This window comes from Streptomyces sp. CNH287 (assembly GCF_000424825.1).
In genome coordinates this window covers 127,693-144,810 of record NZ_KE384251.1, presented here as the reverse complement: position 1 = coordinate 144,810, position 17,118 = coordinate 127,693, and the positions used below count along the sequence as shown (strand labels likewise).

The 17,118-nt window shown below is 71.9% G+C and carries 14 protein-coding genes; 11 read left to right on the top strand and 3 right to left on the bottom strand.

The features are described 5' to 3' along the window. Positions 1-115 precede the first annotated feature (115 nt). From H299_RS0124305 to H299_RS0124275, 7 genes are all read left to right on the top strand, one after another. Positions 116-820, top strand: a complete 705-nt coding sequence (locus tag H299_RS0124305; protein WP_486587406.1) for a cell division protein FtsQ/DivIB — start codon at positions 116-118, stop codon at positions 818-820. A gap of 239 nt (positions 821-1,059) precedes the next feature. Beyond that, complete coding sequence (gene ftsZ, locus H299_RS0124300) at positions 1,060-2,286, top strand: cell division protein FtsZ (RefSeq protein WP_027750526.1); 1,227 nt, start codon at positions 1,060-1,062, stop codon at positions 2,284-2,286. Positions 2,287-2,298: 12 nt separating this feature from the next. Next, the gene (gene pgeF / locus H299_RS36020; RefSeq protein WP_051262800.1) at positions 2,299-3,108 is read left to right on the top strand and encodes a peptidoglycan editing factor PgeF; all 810 of its coding nucleotides are present in this window, start codon (positions 2,299-2,301) and stop codon (positions 3,106-3,108) included. Continuing rightward, positions 3,105-3,824, top strand: a complete 720-nt coding sequence (locus H299_RS0124290; RefSeq protein WP_027750525.1) for a YggS family pyridoxal phosphate-dependent enzyme — start codon at positions 3,105-3,107, stop codon at positions 3,822-3,824. The genes pgeF and H299_RS0124290 overlap by 4 nt, the downstream gene beginning before the upstream one ends. Positions 3,825-3,981: 157 nt before the next feature. Beyond that, entirely contained in the window at positions 3,982-4,620 is a 639-nt protein-coding gene (locus H299_RS0124285; RefSeq protein WP_027750524.1) for a cell division protein SepF, read from the top strand. 60 nt (positions 4,621-4,680) lie between these two features. Next, positions 4,681-4,965 carry a YggT family protein gene (locus H299_RS0124280; protein ID WP_027750523.1) on the top strand — a complete coding sequence of 95 codons (285 nt, stop codon included), beginning with the start codon at positions 4,681-4,683 and terminating at the stop codon, positions 4,963-4,965. 52 nt (positions 4,966-5,017) lie between these two features. Then, positions 5,018-6,268 (top strand): DivIVA domain-containing protein, encoded by a 1,251-nt coding sequence (locus tag H299_RS0124275; protein ID WP_027750522.1) that lies wholly within the window; start codon positions 5,018-5,020, stop codon positions 6,266-6,268. 307 nt (positions 6,269-6,575) lie between these two features. Here the strand turns inward: H299_RS0124275 and ileS are convergent, their stop codons facing one another. Then, complete coding sequence (gene ileS, locus H299_RS0124270) at positions 6,576-9,713, bottom strand: isoleucine--tRNA ligase (protein WP_027750521.1); 3,138 nt, start codon at positions 9,711-9,713, stop codon at positions 6,576-6,578. 544 nt (positions 9,714-10,257) lie between these two features. Here ileS and H299_RS0124265 point away from each other — a divergent pair. Next, a complete protein-coding gene (locus H299_RS0124265) occupies positions 10,258-11,100 on the top strand; it encodes a TraR/DksA family transcriptional regulator (protein WP_027750520.1) in 843 nt (280 codons plus the stop codon). A gap of 34 nt (positions 11,101-11,134) precedes the next feature. After that, complete coding sequence (gene lspA / locus H299_RS0124260; RefSeq protein ID WP_027750519.1) at positions 11,135-11,782, top strand: signal peptidase II; 648 nt, start codon at positions 11,135-11,137, stop codon at positions 11,780-11,782. 39 nt (positions 11,783-11,821) lie between these two features. On the opposite strand, the gene H299_RS0124255 is transcribed toward lspA, so the two are convergent. Next, positions 11,822-13,051 carry a peptidase M6 gene (locus H299_RS0124255; RefSeq protein WP_027750518.1) on the bottom strand — a complete coding sequence of 410 codons (1,230 nt, stop codon included), beginning with the start codon at positions 13,049-13,051 and terminating at the stop codon, positions 11,822-11,824. 252 nt (positions 13,052-13,303) lie between these two features. Here H299_RS0124255 and H299_RS0124250 point away from each other — a divergent pair, with 252 nt between their 5' ends. After that, positions 13,304-14,245 carry an RluA family pseudouridine synthase gene (locus tag H299_RS0124250; RefSeq protein WP_027750517.1) on the top strand — a complete coding sequence of 314 codons (942 nt, stop codon included), beginning with the start codon at positions 13,304-13,306 and terminating at the stop codon, positions 14,243-14,245. Positions 14,246-14,247: 2 nt separating this feature from the next. Continuing rightward, complete coding sequence (locus tag H299_RS0124245; protein WP_027750516.1) at positions 14,248-15,843, top strand: Na+/H+ antiporter; 1,596 nt, start codon at positions 14,248-14,250, stop codon at positions 15,841-15,843. 38 nt (positions 15,844-15,881) lie between these two features. Here H299_RS0124245 and H299_RS0124240 read toward each other — a convergent pair whose 3' ends face one another. Further along, complete coding sequence (locus H299_RS0124240; RefSeq protein ID WP_027750515.1) at positions 15,882-16,994, bottom strand: mechanosensitive ion channel domain-containing protein; 1,113 nt, start codon at positions 16,992-16,994, stop codon at positions 15,882-15,884. Between the last annotated feature and the right edge of the window lie 124 nt (positions 16,995-17,118).

Genomic DNA, 17,118 nt, shown 5'->3' with positions numbered 1-17,118 from the left:
ACCGACGAGGACCGCTGACCGGCCAGAACGCGCCGGCGGCCGGTCGGCGCGCCCGTCGGGCGGCGAGCCCGGCGGCGCCGCCTCCCCGGCGCGTAAGGCCAGGCTCCGCTTCCGGTTGCCGGGCCGCCGGGCGCTGCTGCTCGGGCTCGTCCTGGCGCTGCTGCTGGGCGGGTTCGGGGCCTGGGCGCTGTACGGCTCCGGCTGGCTGCGGGTCGAACGGGTCACCGTCAGCGGCGCCCGGGTGCTGACGGAGGACCAGATCCGGGACACCGCGGCCGTACCGCTGGAGATCCCGCTCGCCTCCGTCGACACGGACGCCGCCGCGCGCAGGCTGCGCGCGGGGCTGCCGCGGATCGGCGCGGTGCGGGTCGTACGCTCCTGGCCGCACACCGTGAAGCTGGAGGTGACGGAGCGGAAGACGGCGGCGGTAGAGGCGAAGGCGGGGGCGTACGTCGAAGTGGACCCGGGCGGGGTGCGCTTCGCCACCGTCGACGAGCGGCCGCGTGGCGTTCCGCTTCTCGCCGTGACGGCCGGTCCGGCGGCCGGCCGGAGCCACTTCGACGCGGCCCGGTTGCGCCGGGCGGCGGTCCGGGTGGCCGCATCCGTGCCAGAATCCGTAGCGCGGGACCTGAGGACCATCCGGGTTCGCTCCTACGACTCCATCACCCTGGAGTTGACGGAGGGCCGTACTGTGCGGTGGGGGAGCAGCGCGCGGGGCGCGGCGAAGGCGAAGTCGCTGACCGCGCTGATGAAAGCGGCCGGGGACGCCGGTCACTTCGATGTCAGTGTGCCCAGCGCCCCTGCGGCGGACGGGAGTTGACGGGCATACCCGCAGGCCAGCACCCTGGATGGCTACTGCCCGGTCTGATCACATAGGGTGAAAAGAAAAACGGGAGGTTCGGCGTGTTCGTTGAACACCCAGCACTTGTCGACTTAGTGTCCGTTGCGAAGACTCCAAGAAGTCCAGGCACTGGTAACCCTAAACTTCACCGTTAGGGTTCGGGTCGGCATACGGACCGCCCCACAGGGATACGTAACTCGAGGCGAGAGGCCTTCGACGTGGCAGCACCGCAGAACTACCTCGCAGTCATCAAGGTCGTCGGTATCGGCGGCGGTGGCGTGAATGCCATCAACCGGATGATCGAGGTCGGTCTCAAGGGCGTCGAGTTCATCGCGATCAACACCGATGCGCAGGCCCTGTTGATGAGCGACGCCGATGTCAAGCTCGACGTGGGCCGCGAGCTGACTCGCGGTCTCGGCGCGGGCGCCAACCCCGATGTCGGCCGCAAGGCCGCCGAAGACCACCGCGAGGAGATCGAGGAGGTCCTCAAGGGGGCCGACATGGTCTTCGTCACGGCGGGCGAGGGCGGCGGCACCGGCACCGGCGGCGCACCCGTCGTCGCGAACATCGCACGCTCGCTCGGCGCGCTGACGATCGGCGTCGTCACCCGGCCCTTCACCTTCGAGGGCCGGCGCCGTGCGAACCAGGCGGAGGACGGCATCGCCGGCCTGCGCGACGAGGTCGACACCCTCATCGTCATCCCCAACGACCGGCTGCTCTCCATCTCGGACCGCCAGGTGAGCGTGCTCGACGCGTTCAAGTCGGCGGATCAGGTGCTGCTCTCCGGCGTGCAGGGGATCACCGATCTCATCACCACCCCCGGCCTGATCAACCTCGACTTCGCGGACGTCAAGTCCGTGATGTCCGAGGCGGGCTCCGCGCTCATGGGCATCGGCTCCGCGCGCGGCGACGACCGGGCGGTGGCCGCGGCCGAGATGGCGATCTCCTCGCCGCTCCTGGAAGCGTCCATCGACGGCGCCAGAGGGGTGCTGCTGTCCATCTCGGGCGGTTCGGATCTCGGGCTCTTCGAGATCAACGAGGCCGCCCAGCTGGTCAGCGAGGCGGCCCACCCGGAGGCGAACATCATCTTCGGAGCCGTCATCGACGACGCCCTGGGGGACGAGGTCCGGGTCACCGTCATCGCGGCGGGCTTCGACGGCGGCCAGCCGCCGTCCAAGAACCGCGACAAGGTCCTCGGCGCGTACTCGAGCAAGGACGAGGGCGCCGCCGCTCCGGCCCGTCCCGCGCCCGACGCCGACCGCGAACGCGAGCGGCCCACCCTGGGCGTGCTCAGCCCGCGCGAGGACGAGGCCGTCCCGGCGCCCGAGCCCTCCCCGGTCAGCGGCGAGACCGGGCCGCCCCCGGCGCCGCCGCAGGTGCCGCCGGCCCGTCCGTACCAGGACAGCCAGGCGGAGGAGCTGGACGTACCGGACTTCCTGAAGTAGTCCGGACTTCACGTGATAGCACGGCACGACACAGCGAGCGGCGCGCACTTCGCCTTCACCGACCGGTGGGGCGGGGTGAGCGCCGCTCCTCGTGCGACCCTCAACCTCGGCGGCGCGGTCGGCGACGACCCGGCGGCCGTACGGGAGAACCGCGCGCGGGCGGCCGGGGCGCTGGGCCTCGATCCGGCCGGGGTGGTCTGGATGAACCAGGTGCACGGGCGGGAGGTGGCCGTCGTGCGGGAGCCGTGGAGCGGACCGGACACACCGGCCAGTTGCGTCGACGGAGTGGTCACCGAGCGGCGCGGCCTCGCGCTGGCGGTGCTCACGGCCGACTGCACGCCGGTGCTGCTGGCCGACCCGGCGGCCGGGGTGGTGGGCGCCGCGCACGCGGGCCGGCCCGGGCTGGCGGCCGGAGTGGTGCCGGAGACGCTCCGGGCGATGGTGGCGCTCGGTGCCGATCCGGCGCGCGTCGAGGCGCGCACCGGCCCCGCGGTCTGCGGGCGGTGCTACGAGGTGCCGGCCGCCTTGCGCGAAGAGGTCGCCGCCCTGGTGCCGGAGGCGTACGCCACCACGAGTTGGGGCACTCCGGCGCTCGACATCGCGGCGGGCGTGCGCGCCCAGCTCGCGGCGTGCGGTGTCACAACCCTGGAACAGTCCGGAGTCTGCACCCTGGAGTCGGCCGACCACTTCTCGTACCGCCGCGAGCGGGACACCGGGCGGCTCGCGAGTTATGTCTGGCTCGGCTCGCCCCCCGGCTCCGCACCCGCCGGCTCCGCGGTCCCCGGCCAGGCCGCCGACGACAGCGAAGAGGATGCCCCGTGACGGATCGAAAGGCCGAGCTGGCCGCCAACCTCGCCCGGGTGGAGGAGCGCATCGCCCGCGCGTGCAGCACGGTGGGGCGCAGACCCGAGGACGTCACACTGATCGTGGTCACCAAGACGTATCCGGCGAGCGATGTGCGGCTGCTCGCCGAACTGGGCGTCCGGCACGTCGCGGAGAACCGCGACCAGGACGCGGCGCCCAAGGCGGCTGCCTGCGCGGACCTGTCGTTGGACTGGCACTTCGTGGGCCAGTTGCAGAGCAACAAGGTCCGTTCGGTGACCGGTTACGCCAGTTTCGTGCACTCCGTCGACCGGCCCCGGCTGGTCACCGCTCTTTCGGGGGCGGCCGTCCGCGCAGGGCGTGAAATCGCATGTCTGATCCAGGTGTCCCTTGACGGGGAGTCAGGTGAGGCCGGTGTGCGGGGCGGTGCGCCACCCGGGCGGGTGGCCGCGCTGGCGGACGCGCTGGACTCCGCCGAAGGGCTGCGGCCGGCGGGCGTGATGACCGTCGCGCCGCTGGCCGGGCCGTACGAGGGGCAGCCGGAGAAGGCGTTCGGGGCGCTGTGGGAAATCTCAACCCGCCTGCGTGCGGACCATCCTGCTGCGAACATGGTCTCGGCAGGGATGAGCGCGGATCTCGAGGAGGCGGTGGCGGCGGGTGCGACACATGTACGCGTCGGCAGCGCGGTACTCGGAGTCCGACCGAGGCTCGGGTAACGTCGCCAAGCAAGTCGGACCACAGCAGAATATATGGTCATTCCCGTCAAATTGGACAGATGGGAAGATCATGTGGATCGATGGCCCCCGGTGACGGGGCCTGGGGTCTCTCCGTCGCAGAGGCAGGGGACCCACCACAGAGCGGAGGACGCAGAGAATGGCCGGCGCGATGCGCAAGATGGCGGTCTACCTCGGCCTCGTGGAGGACGATGGTTACGACGGCCGGGGGTTCGACCCCGACGACGAGTTCGAGCCCGAACCAGAGCCCGAGCGCGAGCGTCGGAGGCATCACCAGCCCCAGTCCCACCACTCCTTGGAGAAGCCCGAACCCGAGGAGCAGGTACGGGTGATGCATCCGCCGGCCCAACGGGAGCGTGAACCCTCCCCGGCGCCGGCCGCTGTTGCAGAAAGCGGACGAGTGGGGAGAATTGCCCCCGTGTCATCCATCACACCTGAACGTCAGAACCTGGAGAAGAGCGCGCCGGTGATCATGCCCAAGGTGGTGTCCGAGCGGGAGCCGTATCGGATCACCACACTGCACCCCCGGACCTACAACGAGGCCCGTACCATCGGGGAACACTTCCGCGAGGGCACCCCGGTGATCATGAACTTGACCGAGATGGATGACACGGATGCGAAGCGACTTGTCGACTTTGCGGCTGGTCTCGTGTTTGGTTTGCACGGAAGTATTGAACGGGTGACACAGAAGGTCTTCCTGCTGTCTCCTGCTAACGTCGACGTCACGGCGGAGGACAAGGCCCGCATCGCAGAGGGCGGGTTCTTCAACCAGAGCTGAGACGCAGGATCAGGGAAGCGGGCCGCAAGGCCACATGAGCCAGGGGAGAGGCACACCGGGATGGAGACCGCGCTACAGGTGATCCAGATCGTGTTGTACTGCTTCCTACTCGTGTTGATCTTCCGGCTGGTGATGGACTACGTCTTCCAGTTCGCCCGCTCATGGCAGCCCGGCAAGGCGATGGTGGTCGTTCTGGAGGCCACCTACACTGTCACCGATCCGCCCCTCAAGCTGCTCCGGCGGTTCATTCCGCCGCTGCGCTTCGGGGGCGTGGCGCTCGATCTGTCCTTCTTCGTGCTCATGATCATCGTCTACATCCTGATCAGCGTCGTGGCCAGGCTGTGAACGAGCGAGACGGTCTTGCCGATATGCCGACGACATACGTTGAGGTGAAGAGATGCCACTGACTCCCGAGGACGTGCGGAACAAACAGTTCACGACCGTCCGGCTCCGAGAAGGCTACGACGAGGACGAGGTCGATGCCTTCCTCGACGAGGTCGAGGGTGAGTTGACCCGGCTGCTCAGGGAGAACGAGGACCTGCGCGCCAAGCTGGCGGCGGCGACTCGTGCTGCTGCCCAGAACCAGCAGCAGGGCGGCATGCGCAAGCCCGAGCCGCAGGACCGCCCTGGCGGTCCCCCCGTACCCGCCGCCATATCAGGTCCGCAGCCGGTGCCGCCGCAGCAGCACCCGGGGCAGCAGCATCCGGGTCAGCAGCACCCGGGACAGCAGGGGATGGGTGGACCTCCCCAGCTTCCCGGCGGCCAGCCGCAGCTGCCCCCAGGTCCCGGTGGCCCGCAGGGCGGTCCGGGAGGACCCGGCGGACCGCAGGGCGGTCCGATGGGCGGACCGGGTGGTCCCGGTGTGCCGCAGCAGATGCAGGGCGGCCAGATGCAGGGCCAGATGCCCGGTCAGCAGATGCAGCCTCAGATGGGCGGGCAGATGCCCGGTCAGCAGATGCAGCAGCAGGGCGGTCAGAACAACGACAGCGCCGCGCGGGTACTCTCGCTGGCCCAGCAGACCGCCGACCAGGCGATCGCGGAGGCCCGTTCGGAGGCCAACAAGATCGTCGGTGAGGCGCGCAGCCGTGCCGAGGGCCTGGAGCGGGACGCCCGTGCCAAGGCGGACGCCCTGGAGCGGGACGCGCAGGAGAAGCACCGCGTCGCGATGGGCTCGCTGGAGTCCGCCCGCGCCACGCTGGAGCGCAAGGTCGAGGACCTGCGCGGCTTCGAGCGCGAGTACCGTACGCGCCTGAAGTCGTACCTGGAGAGCCAGCTGCGTCAGCTGGAGAACCAGGCGGACGACTCGCTGGCCCCGCCGCGGACCCCGGCGACGGCATCGCTGCCGCCGTCCCCGTCGATGGCCACGGCGGGTGCTCCCGCCGGTGGCGCCTCGATGGGCGGTCACCAGTCGATGGGTGGCAACCAGTCCATGGGCGGCAACCAGTCGATGGGCGGCCACGGCGGTCCCGGTGGCGGCCACGGCGGCCACCAGCAGGGCGGCGGGCAGACCTACGGCGGCGGGCAGCAGCAGATGTCGCCCGCGATGACCCAGCCGATGGCCCCGGTGCGACCGCAGGGCGGTCCGCAGCCGGTCCAGCAGGCACCGTCACCGATGCGGGGCTTCCTGATCGACGAGGACGACAACTGATCGGCAACTGAGTCGTCGGCACCCACGGGCGGGCCGGGTACCGGAGCACATGCTCCGGCCCGGCCCGCCGTGCGTTGTGCGGACCGCCACCGCGACCTGAGCGGCCGTCAAGCGGGCCCGCACCCCGCCGCGTCGTCGCCCCCGAGCGCGCTCCCGCGCGGGCGGCCCCGCGGCAGACCGGGCCGCGGCCCGGTGCTCGCCCGGGACGGGGGGAGGAGCGCACCGCCCGGAACGACCGCCGGCCGGGGGACCGGTGCCCGCGCGGGGCACCGGCCCCCCGGCCGGGTACGGGGTGCTGCTGCCGGGGTTACGCCTTGCGCAGCCGGAAGCCGAGGTCCAGCGACTCGTCCGTGAACGCGGCACCGTAGGAGTCGTCCGCCTCCCCCTCCGCGAAGTCCGTCGCCAGGACCTCCTCCGCGATCAGCGCCGCGTGGTCCGCGAGCGCCTGGACGACCTCCGGGTCGGCCGACGTCCAGCGCAGCGCGATCCGGTCCGCGACGTCCAGGCCGGAGTTCTTCCGGGCCTCCTGGACGAGCCGGATCGCGTCCCGCGCAAGCCCGGCCCGGCGCAGCTCCGGGCTGATCTCCAGGTCCAGGGCGACCGTGGCGCCGGAGTCGGAGGCCACCGACCAGCCCTCGCGCGGGGTCTCGGTGATGATGACCTCCTCGGGCACCAGCGCTACCTGCTCGCCGTCGACGGTCACCGCCGCGCGGCCCTCCCGCAGCGCCAGCGCGAGCGCGGCGGCGTCCGCGTCCGCGATCGCCTTCGCCACCGCCTGGGTGCCCTTGCCGAAACGGCGGCCCAGCGCCCGGAAGTTCGCCTTCGCGGAGGTGTCGACCAGCGAGCCGCCGACGTCCGAGAGAGAGGCGAGCTCGCTGACGTTCAGCTCCTCGGCGACCTGGCGGCGCAGGTCGGGGGAGAGGGTCGGGAAGCCTTGCGCGGCCACGAGCGCGCGGGAGAGCGGCTGGCGGGTCTTGACCCCGGACTCGGCGCGGGTGGCCCGGCCCAGCTCCACCAGCCGCCGGACCAGCAGCATGTCCCCGGACAGCTCCGGGTCGACGGCCTCCAGGTCCGGCACCGGCCAGCTCGAGAGGTGGACCGACTCGGGGGCGTCGGGGGTCACCGGCACCACCAGGTCCTGCCAGACCCGCTCGGAGATGAACGGCACCAGCGGCGCCATCAGTTGGGTGACCGTCCGGATCGTGTCGTGCAGCGTGCGCAGCGCGGCCGGGTCGCCCTGCCAGAAGCGGCGCCGCGAGCGGCGGACGTACCAGTTGGACAGGTCGTCCACGAAGGTGGACAGCAGCTTGCCCGCCCGCTGCGTGTCGTAGTTCTCCATCGCCACGGTGACCAGGTCGGTCAGCGCGTGCAGTTCGCTCAGCAGCCAGCGGTCCAGCAGCGGGCGCTCGCGCGGCGCCGGGTCCGACCCGGTGGGCGCCCACCCGGACGTACGGGCGTACAGCGCCTGGAACGCCACGGTGTTCCAGTACGTCAGCAGGGTCTTGCGGACGACCTCCTGGATCGTGCCGTGCCCCACCCGGCGCGCCGCCCAGGGCGAGCCGCCCGCGGCCATGAACCAGCGCACCGCGTCCGCGCCGTGCTGGTCCATCAGCGGGATGGGGTCCAGGGTGTTGCCCAGGTGCTTGGACATCTTGCGTCCGTCCTCGGCCAGGATGTGGCCCAGACAGACGACGTTCTCGTAGCTCGACCTGTCGAAGACCAGCGTCCCGATGGCCATCAGGGTGTAGAACCAGCCGCGCGTCTGGTCGATGGCCTCGGAGATGAACTGCGCCGGATACCGCTTCTCGAACAGCTCCTTGTTGCGGTGGGGGTATCCCCACTGGGCGAAGGGCATCGACCCCGAGTCGTACCAGGCGTCGATCACCTCCGGGACGCGCGTCGCCGTGCCGCCGCAGGTGGGGCAGGGGAAGGTGACCGCGTCGAGGTAGGGCCGGTGCGGGTCGAGCCCGGACTGGTCCGTGCCGGTCAGCTCGGTCAGCTCGGCCAGCGAGCCCACGCAGGTCAGGTGCTCCTCGGCGCAGCGCCAGATGGGCAGCGGGGTGCCCCAGTAGCGGTTGCGGGAGAGCGCCCAGTCGATGTTGTTCTCCAGCCAGTCGCCGTAGCGGCCGTGCTTGACGGACTCCGGGTACCAGTTGGTGCGCTCGTTCTCCCGGAGCAGGGCGTCCTTGACCTGGGTGGTGCGGATGTACCAGGAGGGCTGCGCGTAGTAGAGCAGCGCGGTGTGGCAGCGCCAGCAGTGCGGGTAGCTGTGCTCGTAGGCGATGTGGCGGAAGAGCAGGCCGCGCTCCTGGAGGTCCGCGACGAGCAGCTCGTCGGCCTTCTTGAAGAACTGGCCGCCGACCAGCTCCAGTTCCGGGTCGAAGGTGCCGTCCGGGCGCACCGGGTTCACCACCGGCAGGCCGTACGCCCGGCACGTGCGCAGGTCGTCCTCGCCGAAGGCGGGGGCCTGGTGCACCAGGCCGGTGCCGTCCTCGGTGGTGACGTACTCGGCGTTGACGACGAAGTTGGCGCCTTCCAGCTCCAGCAGGGTGAAGGGGCGCCGGTAGGCCCAGCGCTCCATCTCGGCGCCGGTGAAGGACTGCCCGGTGGCCGTCCAGCCCTCGCCGAGTGCCTTCTCCAGCAGCGGTTCGGCGACGACCAGGCGCTCCTGCCCGTCGGTGGCGACCACGTAGGTGACCTCGGGGTGGGCGGCGACCGCGGTGTTGGAGACCAGCGTCCACGGCGTCGTCGTCCAGACCAGCAGCGCGGCCTCGCCCGCGAGGGGCCCGGAGGTCAGCGGGAGGCGGACGAACACCGACGGGTCGACGACCGTCTCGTAGCCCTGCGCCAGCTCGTGGTCGGACAGGCCGGTGCCGCAGCGGGGGCACCAGGGGGCGACCCGGTGGTCCTGGACGAGGAGGCCCTTGCCGAAGATCTCCTTCAGCGACCACCACACGGACTCGACGTACTCCGGGTCCATGGTGCGGTAGGCGTCCTCCATGTCGACCCAGTAGCCCATGCGGGTGGTGAGCTGGGTGAAGGCGTCGGTGTGCCGGGTCACGGACTCGCGGCAGCGGGCGTTGAACTCGGCGATGCCGTAGTTCTCGATGTCCTGCTTGCCGTTGAAGCCCAGTTCCTTCTCGACGGCCAGCTCGACCGGCAGGCCGTGGCAGTCCCAGCCCGCCTTGCGGGCGACGTGGTACCCGCGCATGGTGCGGAAGCGAGGGAAGACGTCCTTGAAGACGCGGGCCTCGATGTGGTGTGCGCCGGGCATGCCGTTGGCGGTGGGCGGCCCCTCGTAGAACACCCACTCAGGGCGGCCCTCGGACTGCTCCAGGCTGCGGGCGAAGATCTTCTGCTCCTGCCAGAACTCGAGCACGGCGTGCTCGAGCGCGGGCAGGTCGATCTGCGGGGGCACCTGGCGGTACTGCGGCTGCGAACTCATCGGGGCGTCTTCCTCCGGCGGACATGTGCACTTCCGTCGGAGGGACGAGGCCACCCGCCGCTCCCGGCGCGTATCCCCGCGGTACCACCCTCCTTGGCGGCGGTCTCCCGTCGCCCCCTCATTGGGGCAGCGCTGCCGGGTCTACTCGCTCCGGGGAGCTTTCTTCCGGCGGCTCCGGGGTGATCTTCACGTCGCGCCGGCCCCCGGGCTCACACCGTCCCCGGGTCGCTCTGGGCTGCGCACTGACGCTACTCGTCCCCATCCTCACCTGTCGCTGCGACCAGTGTACGGGCCGCCACCGGCCGGAAGGAACGGTTTTCGGACCGCCGGGCTGGGCACAACGCTTTCGCGAGGAGTGCGGCGTGGTCAGGGGGAGGAGTGCGCCAGGGGCGAGCGGGCGGGGGTGTGCGGGGCTCCGGGCCGCCCGCGTGCGCCGCGAAGATCGCAATTGATTCGGCGTGCCCCGTTGCCGTGCGCGCGAAGTCGATTTATCGTTCCGGTCACGATTCGCGAGCAAGATCACAAAATGTGAAGGGGTCGCGGCATGGTGGCGAGACGAAGTGCCGCGCGGAAGCCGGCGGAGCAGGAGGCCGCTGGGGACGAGGCCCCCGGGCACGAGGGCGCCGCCGCGGGGACGGCTGCCGAGAAGGCGGTGAAGAAGACCGCGAAGAAGGCGGCTGCCAAGAAGACCGTCGCGAAGAAGGCGGCAGCCAAGAAGGCGGTGCCCGAGAAGACCGCCGCGAAGAAGACCGCCGGCAAGAAGAGCGCCGTGAAGGGGACGGCGAAGGAGACTCCTGCGGCCAAGGCCGCCGACGACAGCACCACCGTGCACGAGGCGCCCCCCGGCAGGAAGAGCGCCGCCAAGAAATCCGCCGCGAAGAAGACTGTCGCGAAGAAGACGGGAGCCCAGAGGGTGGCTGCGAAGAAGACTCCGGCGGCGAAGGCCGCGGCGGTGCCCACCGCCCGTGCGGCTCAGAAGCCCGCCGCGACACCCGGCGAACTCGCGGTCCGGCCCGGCGAGGACCCGTGGACGCCGCAGGAGGTGGCGGACGCGCGGACCGAGCTGGAGAGCGAGGCGGCCAGGCTGCACGCGGAGATCCGGGCCTCGGAGGAGGCGCTGGTCGGGCTGATGCGGGATTCGGGGGACGGCGCGGGTGACGACGACGCCGACACCGGCACCAAGAACATCACGCGGGAACACGAGATGGCGCTCGCGGCCAACGCCCGCGAGATGGTCTACCAGACCGAGCGCGCGCTCGAACGGCTGGAGGCCGGGACGTACGGGCTGTGCGAGAACTGCGGCAATCCGATCGGCAAGGCCCGCATGCAGGCGTTCCCGCGCGCGACGCTGTGTGTGGAGTGCAAGCAGAAGCAGGAGCGCCGTTGAGGGGGGCGCACCTGGCGTGTCGTACGCTGCACATGTGACAGAGGCGGAGCGGGCGATCGAAACCCCGGACGAACAAGCCCCGGACGAGCACCAGGCCCCGGAGGGTCAGGCTGCGGATGACCGAGCTGCGGACGACCCGAACGCGGACGAGCAGGAGTCCGCGGGCCGGGGCGATGGGGCCCGTGCGGACCGCGGCCGTCGGCGGATTCCGCTTCTCCTGGGTGTCGCGGCTTTCGCCTACGCGCTGGATCTGATCACCAAGCTGATCGTCGTCGCCGAACTGGAGCCCGACCACACCGTGATCGAGGTGTTCGGCACGGTGCTCCAGTTCGAGGTCGTCCGGAACAAGGGCGCGGCCTTCGGCATGGGCGAGGCGCTCACCATCCTGCTCACCGCGATCGCCACCTTGGTGATCGCGGTGATCGCCCGGCTGGCGCGGAAGCTCTACAGCACGCCCTGGGCGATCGCGCTCGGGCTGGTGCTGGGCGGCGCCTTCGGCAACCTCACGGACCGGATCTTCCGCTCGCCCGGCGTCTTCGAGGGCGCGGTGGTGGACTTCATCGCGCCGACCTACTTCGCGGTCTTCAACCTCGCGGACTCGGCGATCGTGTGCGGCGGCGTCCTGATCGTGGTGCTCTCCTTCCGCGGCCTCGACCCGGACGGCACGGTCCACCGCGACTGAGGGCCGCCCCGGCCGCCCCGCCTCGAGGCGGCCGGCCGCTCAGGGCCGGCTGATCCGTACCGCGTAACCGCCCTCGTCCCGGCGCTCGTCGACCGCCACGCGCACTCCGTCCGCGAAGGTGTGGGCGCCGCCGGCGGAGAACGGCGCGTCGCCCAGTTCGGCGAGCGCCTCCGGCGAGCGGTCCGCGCAGGCCCGGCCGCCGTCGCTGTCCGGCCGGGCGTCCACGACCCGCACCGGGCCGCGTCCGGTCTCCACGCCGGAGTCGACGGTGTACAGCAGCACCCCCTCGCCGCAGATCCCGCTGTCCAGCCCCGTCCTGGTCCGCGCCTCGGCGACGACGGCGGTGTCGGCGCCCGTCTTTACCACCGCGATGTTCGCCCCGTCCGGCGAACCGATGGGCTTGAGCGTGTGGGTGCTGGTGCCCGGGTCCTGGACGCAGGCCACCTGCCCGTCCCCCAGCCAGCCGAACTTCCACTTGTGCCAGCCGATCAGGTCCGAGATCCCGGCCATGCTCATGGTGTCCCAGCCGCCCGCGAACTCCACCGAGGCGCCGTTCTCCACGTTGTAGAGGTCCGGCAGGCCGTAGAGGTGGTTCGCCTCGTGGACGAAGTTGCCGCGCTGCCAGGTGGGGGAGTCGGCCCGGCGGCCGAAGACGAGCGCCGCGCCGCGTATCGGCCGGTCGCCCGCGCGGAGCGTGTCGAGGATGTTGGCCTGCGACACGGTGGGCTGTGCGGGCACGTTGTCGTCGGCGACGACGTAAACGAAGTCCGTGCCGCCGAAGTCGGTCCCCTCCGCCCGCGCCGCGTCGATGGCGTCCTGGACGTACGCCTGCATGACCTCGGACCTGTTGCCGCGCGCGATGCCGTACGAGGACCAGGCGGCGGGCATCCGGACCCAGCTGGAGGTGGGCTCCAGGGCGAGCCGGTAGCCGCCGTACGAGGCGCGGTCCAGGTAGTCGCGGCCGTAGTCGGCGAAGAAGGCGGAGCGGTCGCCGACGGGGCTGGCGGCCGGGATGTCCGGGAAGTCGACCATGATCATGATCGCCTTCCTGCGGCCCTCCGGGCGGATGTACTCGGGACTCGTCGGCCCTTCACCGAACCCCGGCGTCCGGGTGAGCGCGCAGGCGCCCGAGACGTCCAGGGCGGTGGCGGTGGCGTCGGCGGCGGGGTCCGGCGCCAGCGCCATGCCCAGGGTGGACAGCGCGGTCGCGAGGGCGACCGCGAGGAGGCGACGGCCGGGTATCAGGCGGCGGGCGTGCGCTGCGGACATGCGAGGCTCCCTCCGAACGGGCTCGGACCGTAGTCACACGGTCACGGCGCGCGGAGGCCCGCGCATGCGGGGCTGCGCCGCGCGGGTGAGACTCCCGGCGCGCCTTCCGGCCGCCCGGCACCCGGTGTGCCGGTGGTGCGCCGCCTCCGGTGGCGCGGGCGGTGCTACGGGCGGTCGTGCGGCCGGCGCTGCGGCCGGTGCGGGGCGGACGGTGTGGCGGGTGGCGCGGCGCTGGTCCGGCATACTCGACAGGTGAGCACCCTTCCCGAAGTCCGAACCCTGCACGTGCCCGACGGCCTGGAGGGTGAGCGCGTCGACGCCGCCCTCGCCCGGCTGTTCGGCTTCTCCCGTACGAAGGCGGCCGAGCTGGCCGCGGGCGGGAAGGTCCGGCTGGACGGGGCGGAGGCGGGGAAGTCCGACCGGGTGCACGGTGGCGCCTGGATCGAGGTGGAGATGCCCGAGCCCCCGGCGCCGGTGCGGGTGGTCGCCGAGCCCGTGGAGGGCATGGAGATCGTGCACGACGACCCGGACCTCGTGGTCGTCGTCAAGCCCGTCGGCGTGGCCGCGCACCCCAGCCCCGGCTGGAGCGGCACGACCGTGATCGGCGGCCTGGCCGCGGCCGGGTTCACGATCACCACCTCGGGCGCGGCCGAGCGCAAGGGCATCGTCCACCGGCTCGACGTGGGCACCTCCGGGCTGATGGTCGTCGCCAAGTCGGAGCGCGCCTACACGCTGCTCAAGCAGCAGTTCCGGGAGCGTACGGTCGACAAGCGCTACCACGCGCTCGTGCAGGGCCACCCGGACCCGCTCAGCGGCACCATCGACGCACCGGTCGGGCGCCACCCGCAGCACGACTACAAGTGGGCCGTCACCGCCGAGGGCAAGCCCTCGGTCACCCACTACGACCTCATCGAGGCGTTCCGCGCCGCGAGTCTGCTGGACATCAAGCTGGAGACCGGGCGCACCCACCAGATCCGGGTGCACATGTCCGCACACCGCCACCCGTGCGTCGGCGACCTCACCTACGGGGCCGACCCGACCCTCGCCAAGCGGCTCAAGCTGGAGCGGCAGTGGCTGCACGCGGTGCGCCTGGGCTTCACGCATCCGGCGGACGGCAGCTGGGTGGAGTACGAGAGCGGGTACCCCGACGACCTGCGGCGGGCGTTGGACACGGTGCGTACCGAGAGCGGCTGAGCGTGGATCAGCTCGCCCTGCTGTTCGCGCTGTTGCTCGCCGCGGTGGTGATGGTGCCGCTGGGCGAACGGCTCGGACTGCCCTCCCCGGTGCTGATGACGCTCTTCGGCGGGGTCCTCGCACTGCTGCCGATGGTGCCGAACGTGCAGGTGCCGCCCGACCTGATCCTGCCGCTCGTGCTGCCGCCCCTGCTGTACGCGGCCGTGCAGCGCACCTCTTGGCGGCAGTTCACGGCGAACAAACGGCCGATCTTCCTGCTCGCGGTCGCCCTGGTCTTCGTGACCACCGCGGTGGTCGCCTTCGCCGCCTCCGCGGCCGTGCCCGGCATGCCGCTCGCCGCGGCGGTGGCGCTCGGCGCGCTGGTCGCGCCGCCCGACCCCGTCGCGGCGACCCAGGTGGCGGCCCGGCTGGGACTGCCCAGGCGGCTCGTCTCCATCCTGGAGGGGGAGGGGCTGTTCAACGACGTCACGGCGATCACGCTGTACCACGTCGCGATCGCCGCAACGGTCACCGGCAGTTTCTCCTGGCCGCACGCGGCCGGCGAGCTGGTGCTGGCAGCCGTCGTCGCCGTCGCCGTCGGACTGGTCCTGGGCTGGGCCACCAACAAGCTGATGACCTTCCTGGGCGACGCCACCCTCCAGACCGGACTCAGCCTCCTGGTGCCCTTCGTGGCGTACGTGCTGGCCGAGGAGCTGCGCGGCTCGGGAGTCCTGGCGGTCCTGGTCACGGCCCTCTACCTGGCCTCCGGGCGCGCGGTGGACGCCGACGACGTCAGCGGGCGGCTGGCCGGGCAGACCTTCTGGTCCATCATCGACACGCTGGTCACCGGCGTCGCCTTCGGCCTGATCGGCCTCGAGCTGCAGCCGGTGCTGAGCGCGGTCGGCGGGCGCTGGGACGAGCTGCTCCCGGCCGCCGCCCTGGTGGTCACCGCCGTGGTGGTCGTACGGCTGCTGTGGCTGCTGCCCGCGGCCTGGCTCGCGCGGCGGCTGCACCAGCGCAAGGACCTGGACGAGGACATCCCGCTCAGCTGGCGGGAGACCACGGTCGTGTGGTGGGCCGGGATGCGCGGCGTCGCCTCCGTCGCGCTGGCCCTGGCGGTGCCGCTCACCGTGGACGGCGGCGGCGACTTCCCGGAGCGGGACGCGATCCTCTTCCTCGCCTTCGCGGTGGTCCTGGTCACCCTCGTCCTCCAGGGCCTCACCCTGCCCTGGCTGGTGCGCAAGCTGCACGTACGGGCGGACACCGCGGCCGAACGCGACCTCGAACGCCGGCTCGCCCTCCGCTGCGCCAAGGCGGCCAAGCGGCGGCTGCGCGAGATCGAGCAGGAGGAGGACCTGCCGGAGGAGGTCTTCGAGGCGCTGGCCAAACGCGCCTACGAGGTGGGTGTCCGCATCTCGCCGGACATCGTCGACGACGAACGGCGGGAGGCGCACGTACGGCGAATCCGGCGGCTGAAGAAGATCCACCGGCTCCAGGGCGAACTGCTCTCGGCTGCCCGGCACGAGGTCCTCTCGGCGCGGAGCGAGCCGGGGGTCGACCCGGAGGTCGTGGACCGCGTCCTGCACCAGCTGGACGTCCGCAGCTTCCGCGGGCACTGACGCCCGCGGCGCGTTCCCGACCCGGCCGAGGGCGGCGGCTAGGAGCCGCCCGGGCCCTCCGCGGGGGTCTCGCCCGGCCGCGGGGCCGGCAGGCCCTCCACCGGCTCCCGGGGCGGCGGCACCGCGGCCGGCCCCGTGGCGACCCGCGGCAGCGCGTACGGGTGCTCGCGCTGGAGCCAGGTGATCAGCTCCTCGCGCACCGCGCACTGGAGGGTCCACCAGTCGTCCGTGTCCTTGGCGGACATCGCCGCGCGCACCTGGATCGTCGTCGGCGTGGTGTCCGTGACGACCAGGTTCCAGCTGCGCCGGTCCCAGTCCTCCCGGGTCTCCAGCACGGTGTGCAGCTGCTCGCGCAGGGCCTGTACGGGGGTGGAGTGGTCGAGGTGGAGATAGACGGTGCCGGTGATCTGGGGGCCGCCGCGGGACCAGTTCTCGTAGGGCTTGCTGTTGAAGTACGAGACCGGCATCGTCAGCCGCCGGTCGTCCCAGATGCGTACGGTCAAGAAGGCCAGGGACATCTCCTCGACGGTGCCCCACTCCCCGTCGACCACCACGGTGTCGCCTATCCGGACGGAGTCGCCGAAGGCGATCTGCATCCCGGCGAACAGGTTGCCCAGCATGGACTGGGCCGCCACACCGGCGACGATGCCGATCACGCCCGCCGAGGCGAGCAGCGAGGCCCCCAGCGTCCGCAGGCCGGGGAAGAGCAGCAGCATGGCCAGCGCGGCGGCGATCGTCGCCAGCACGAAGGTGACCACCCGCTGAAGCATGGTCAGCTGGGTGCGGAAGCGGCGGACCCGTGCCGGGTCGCGGGTCCGGGATGCGAACCGGGCCAGCGACGTCTCGGCCACGGCGGTGGCGCCGCGTACGGCCAGCCAGACCAGGGCCCCGACGGTCACCAGGGCCAGCAGGTTGGTGATCAGCTTGTCGTTCGAGGTGTCGATGCCCGTCCAGCCGTAGGACGCCTGGAGCGCCGCGGAGGCGAGCACCACTTGCAGGGGAAGCTGGCAGTTCCGCAGCAGGCCCCACAGCGGGGTCTCCGGATGCTTGCGGTCGGCCGCGCTGAGCAGCCGGTCGGCCAGCCAGCCGACGACGACGGTGAGCGCGATCGTGCCGCCGATCACCACGAGCGGGCGCAGTACCTGCTCCATCGGGTCTCAGCTCCTCTCGCCGGGCGGTCATGTGCGGTTCTGGGGCGCGGGTCCCGGTGCCCCGGGACCGTACGGCCGTCGGAAACGCTAACTGGCAGGATGGGCAGGTACGAAATCACGTCCT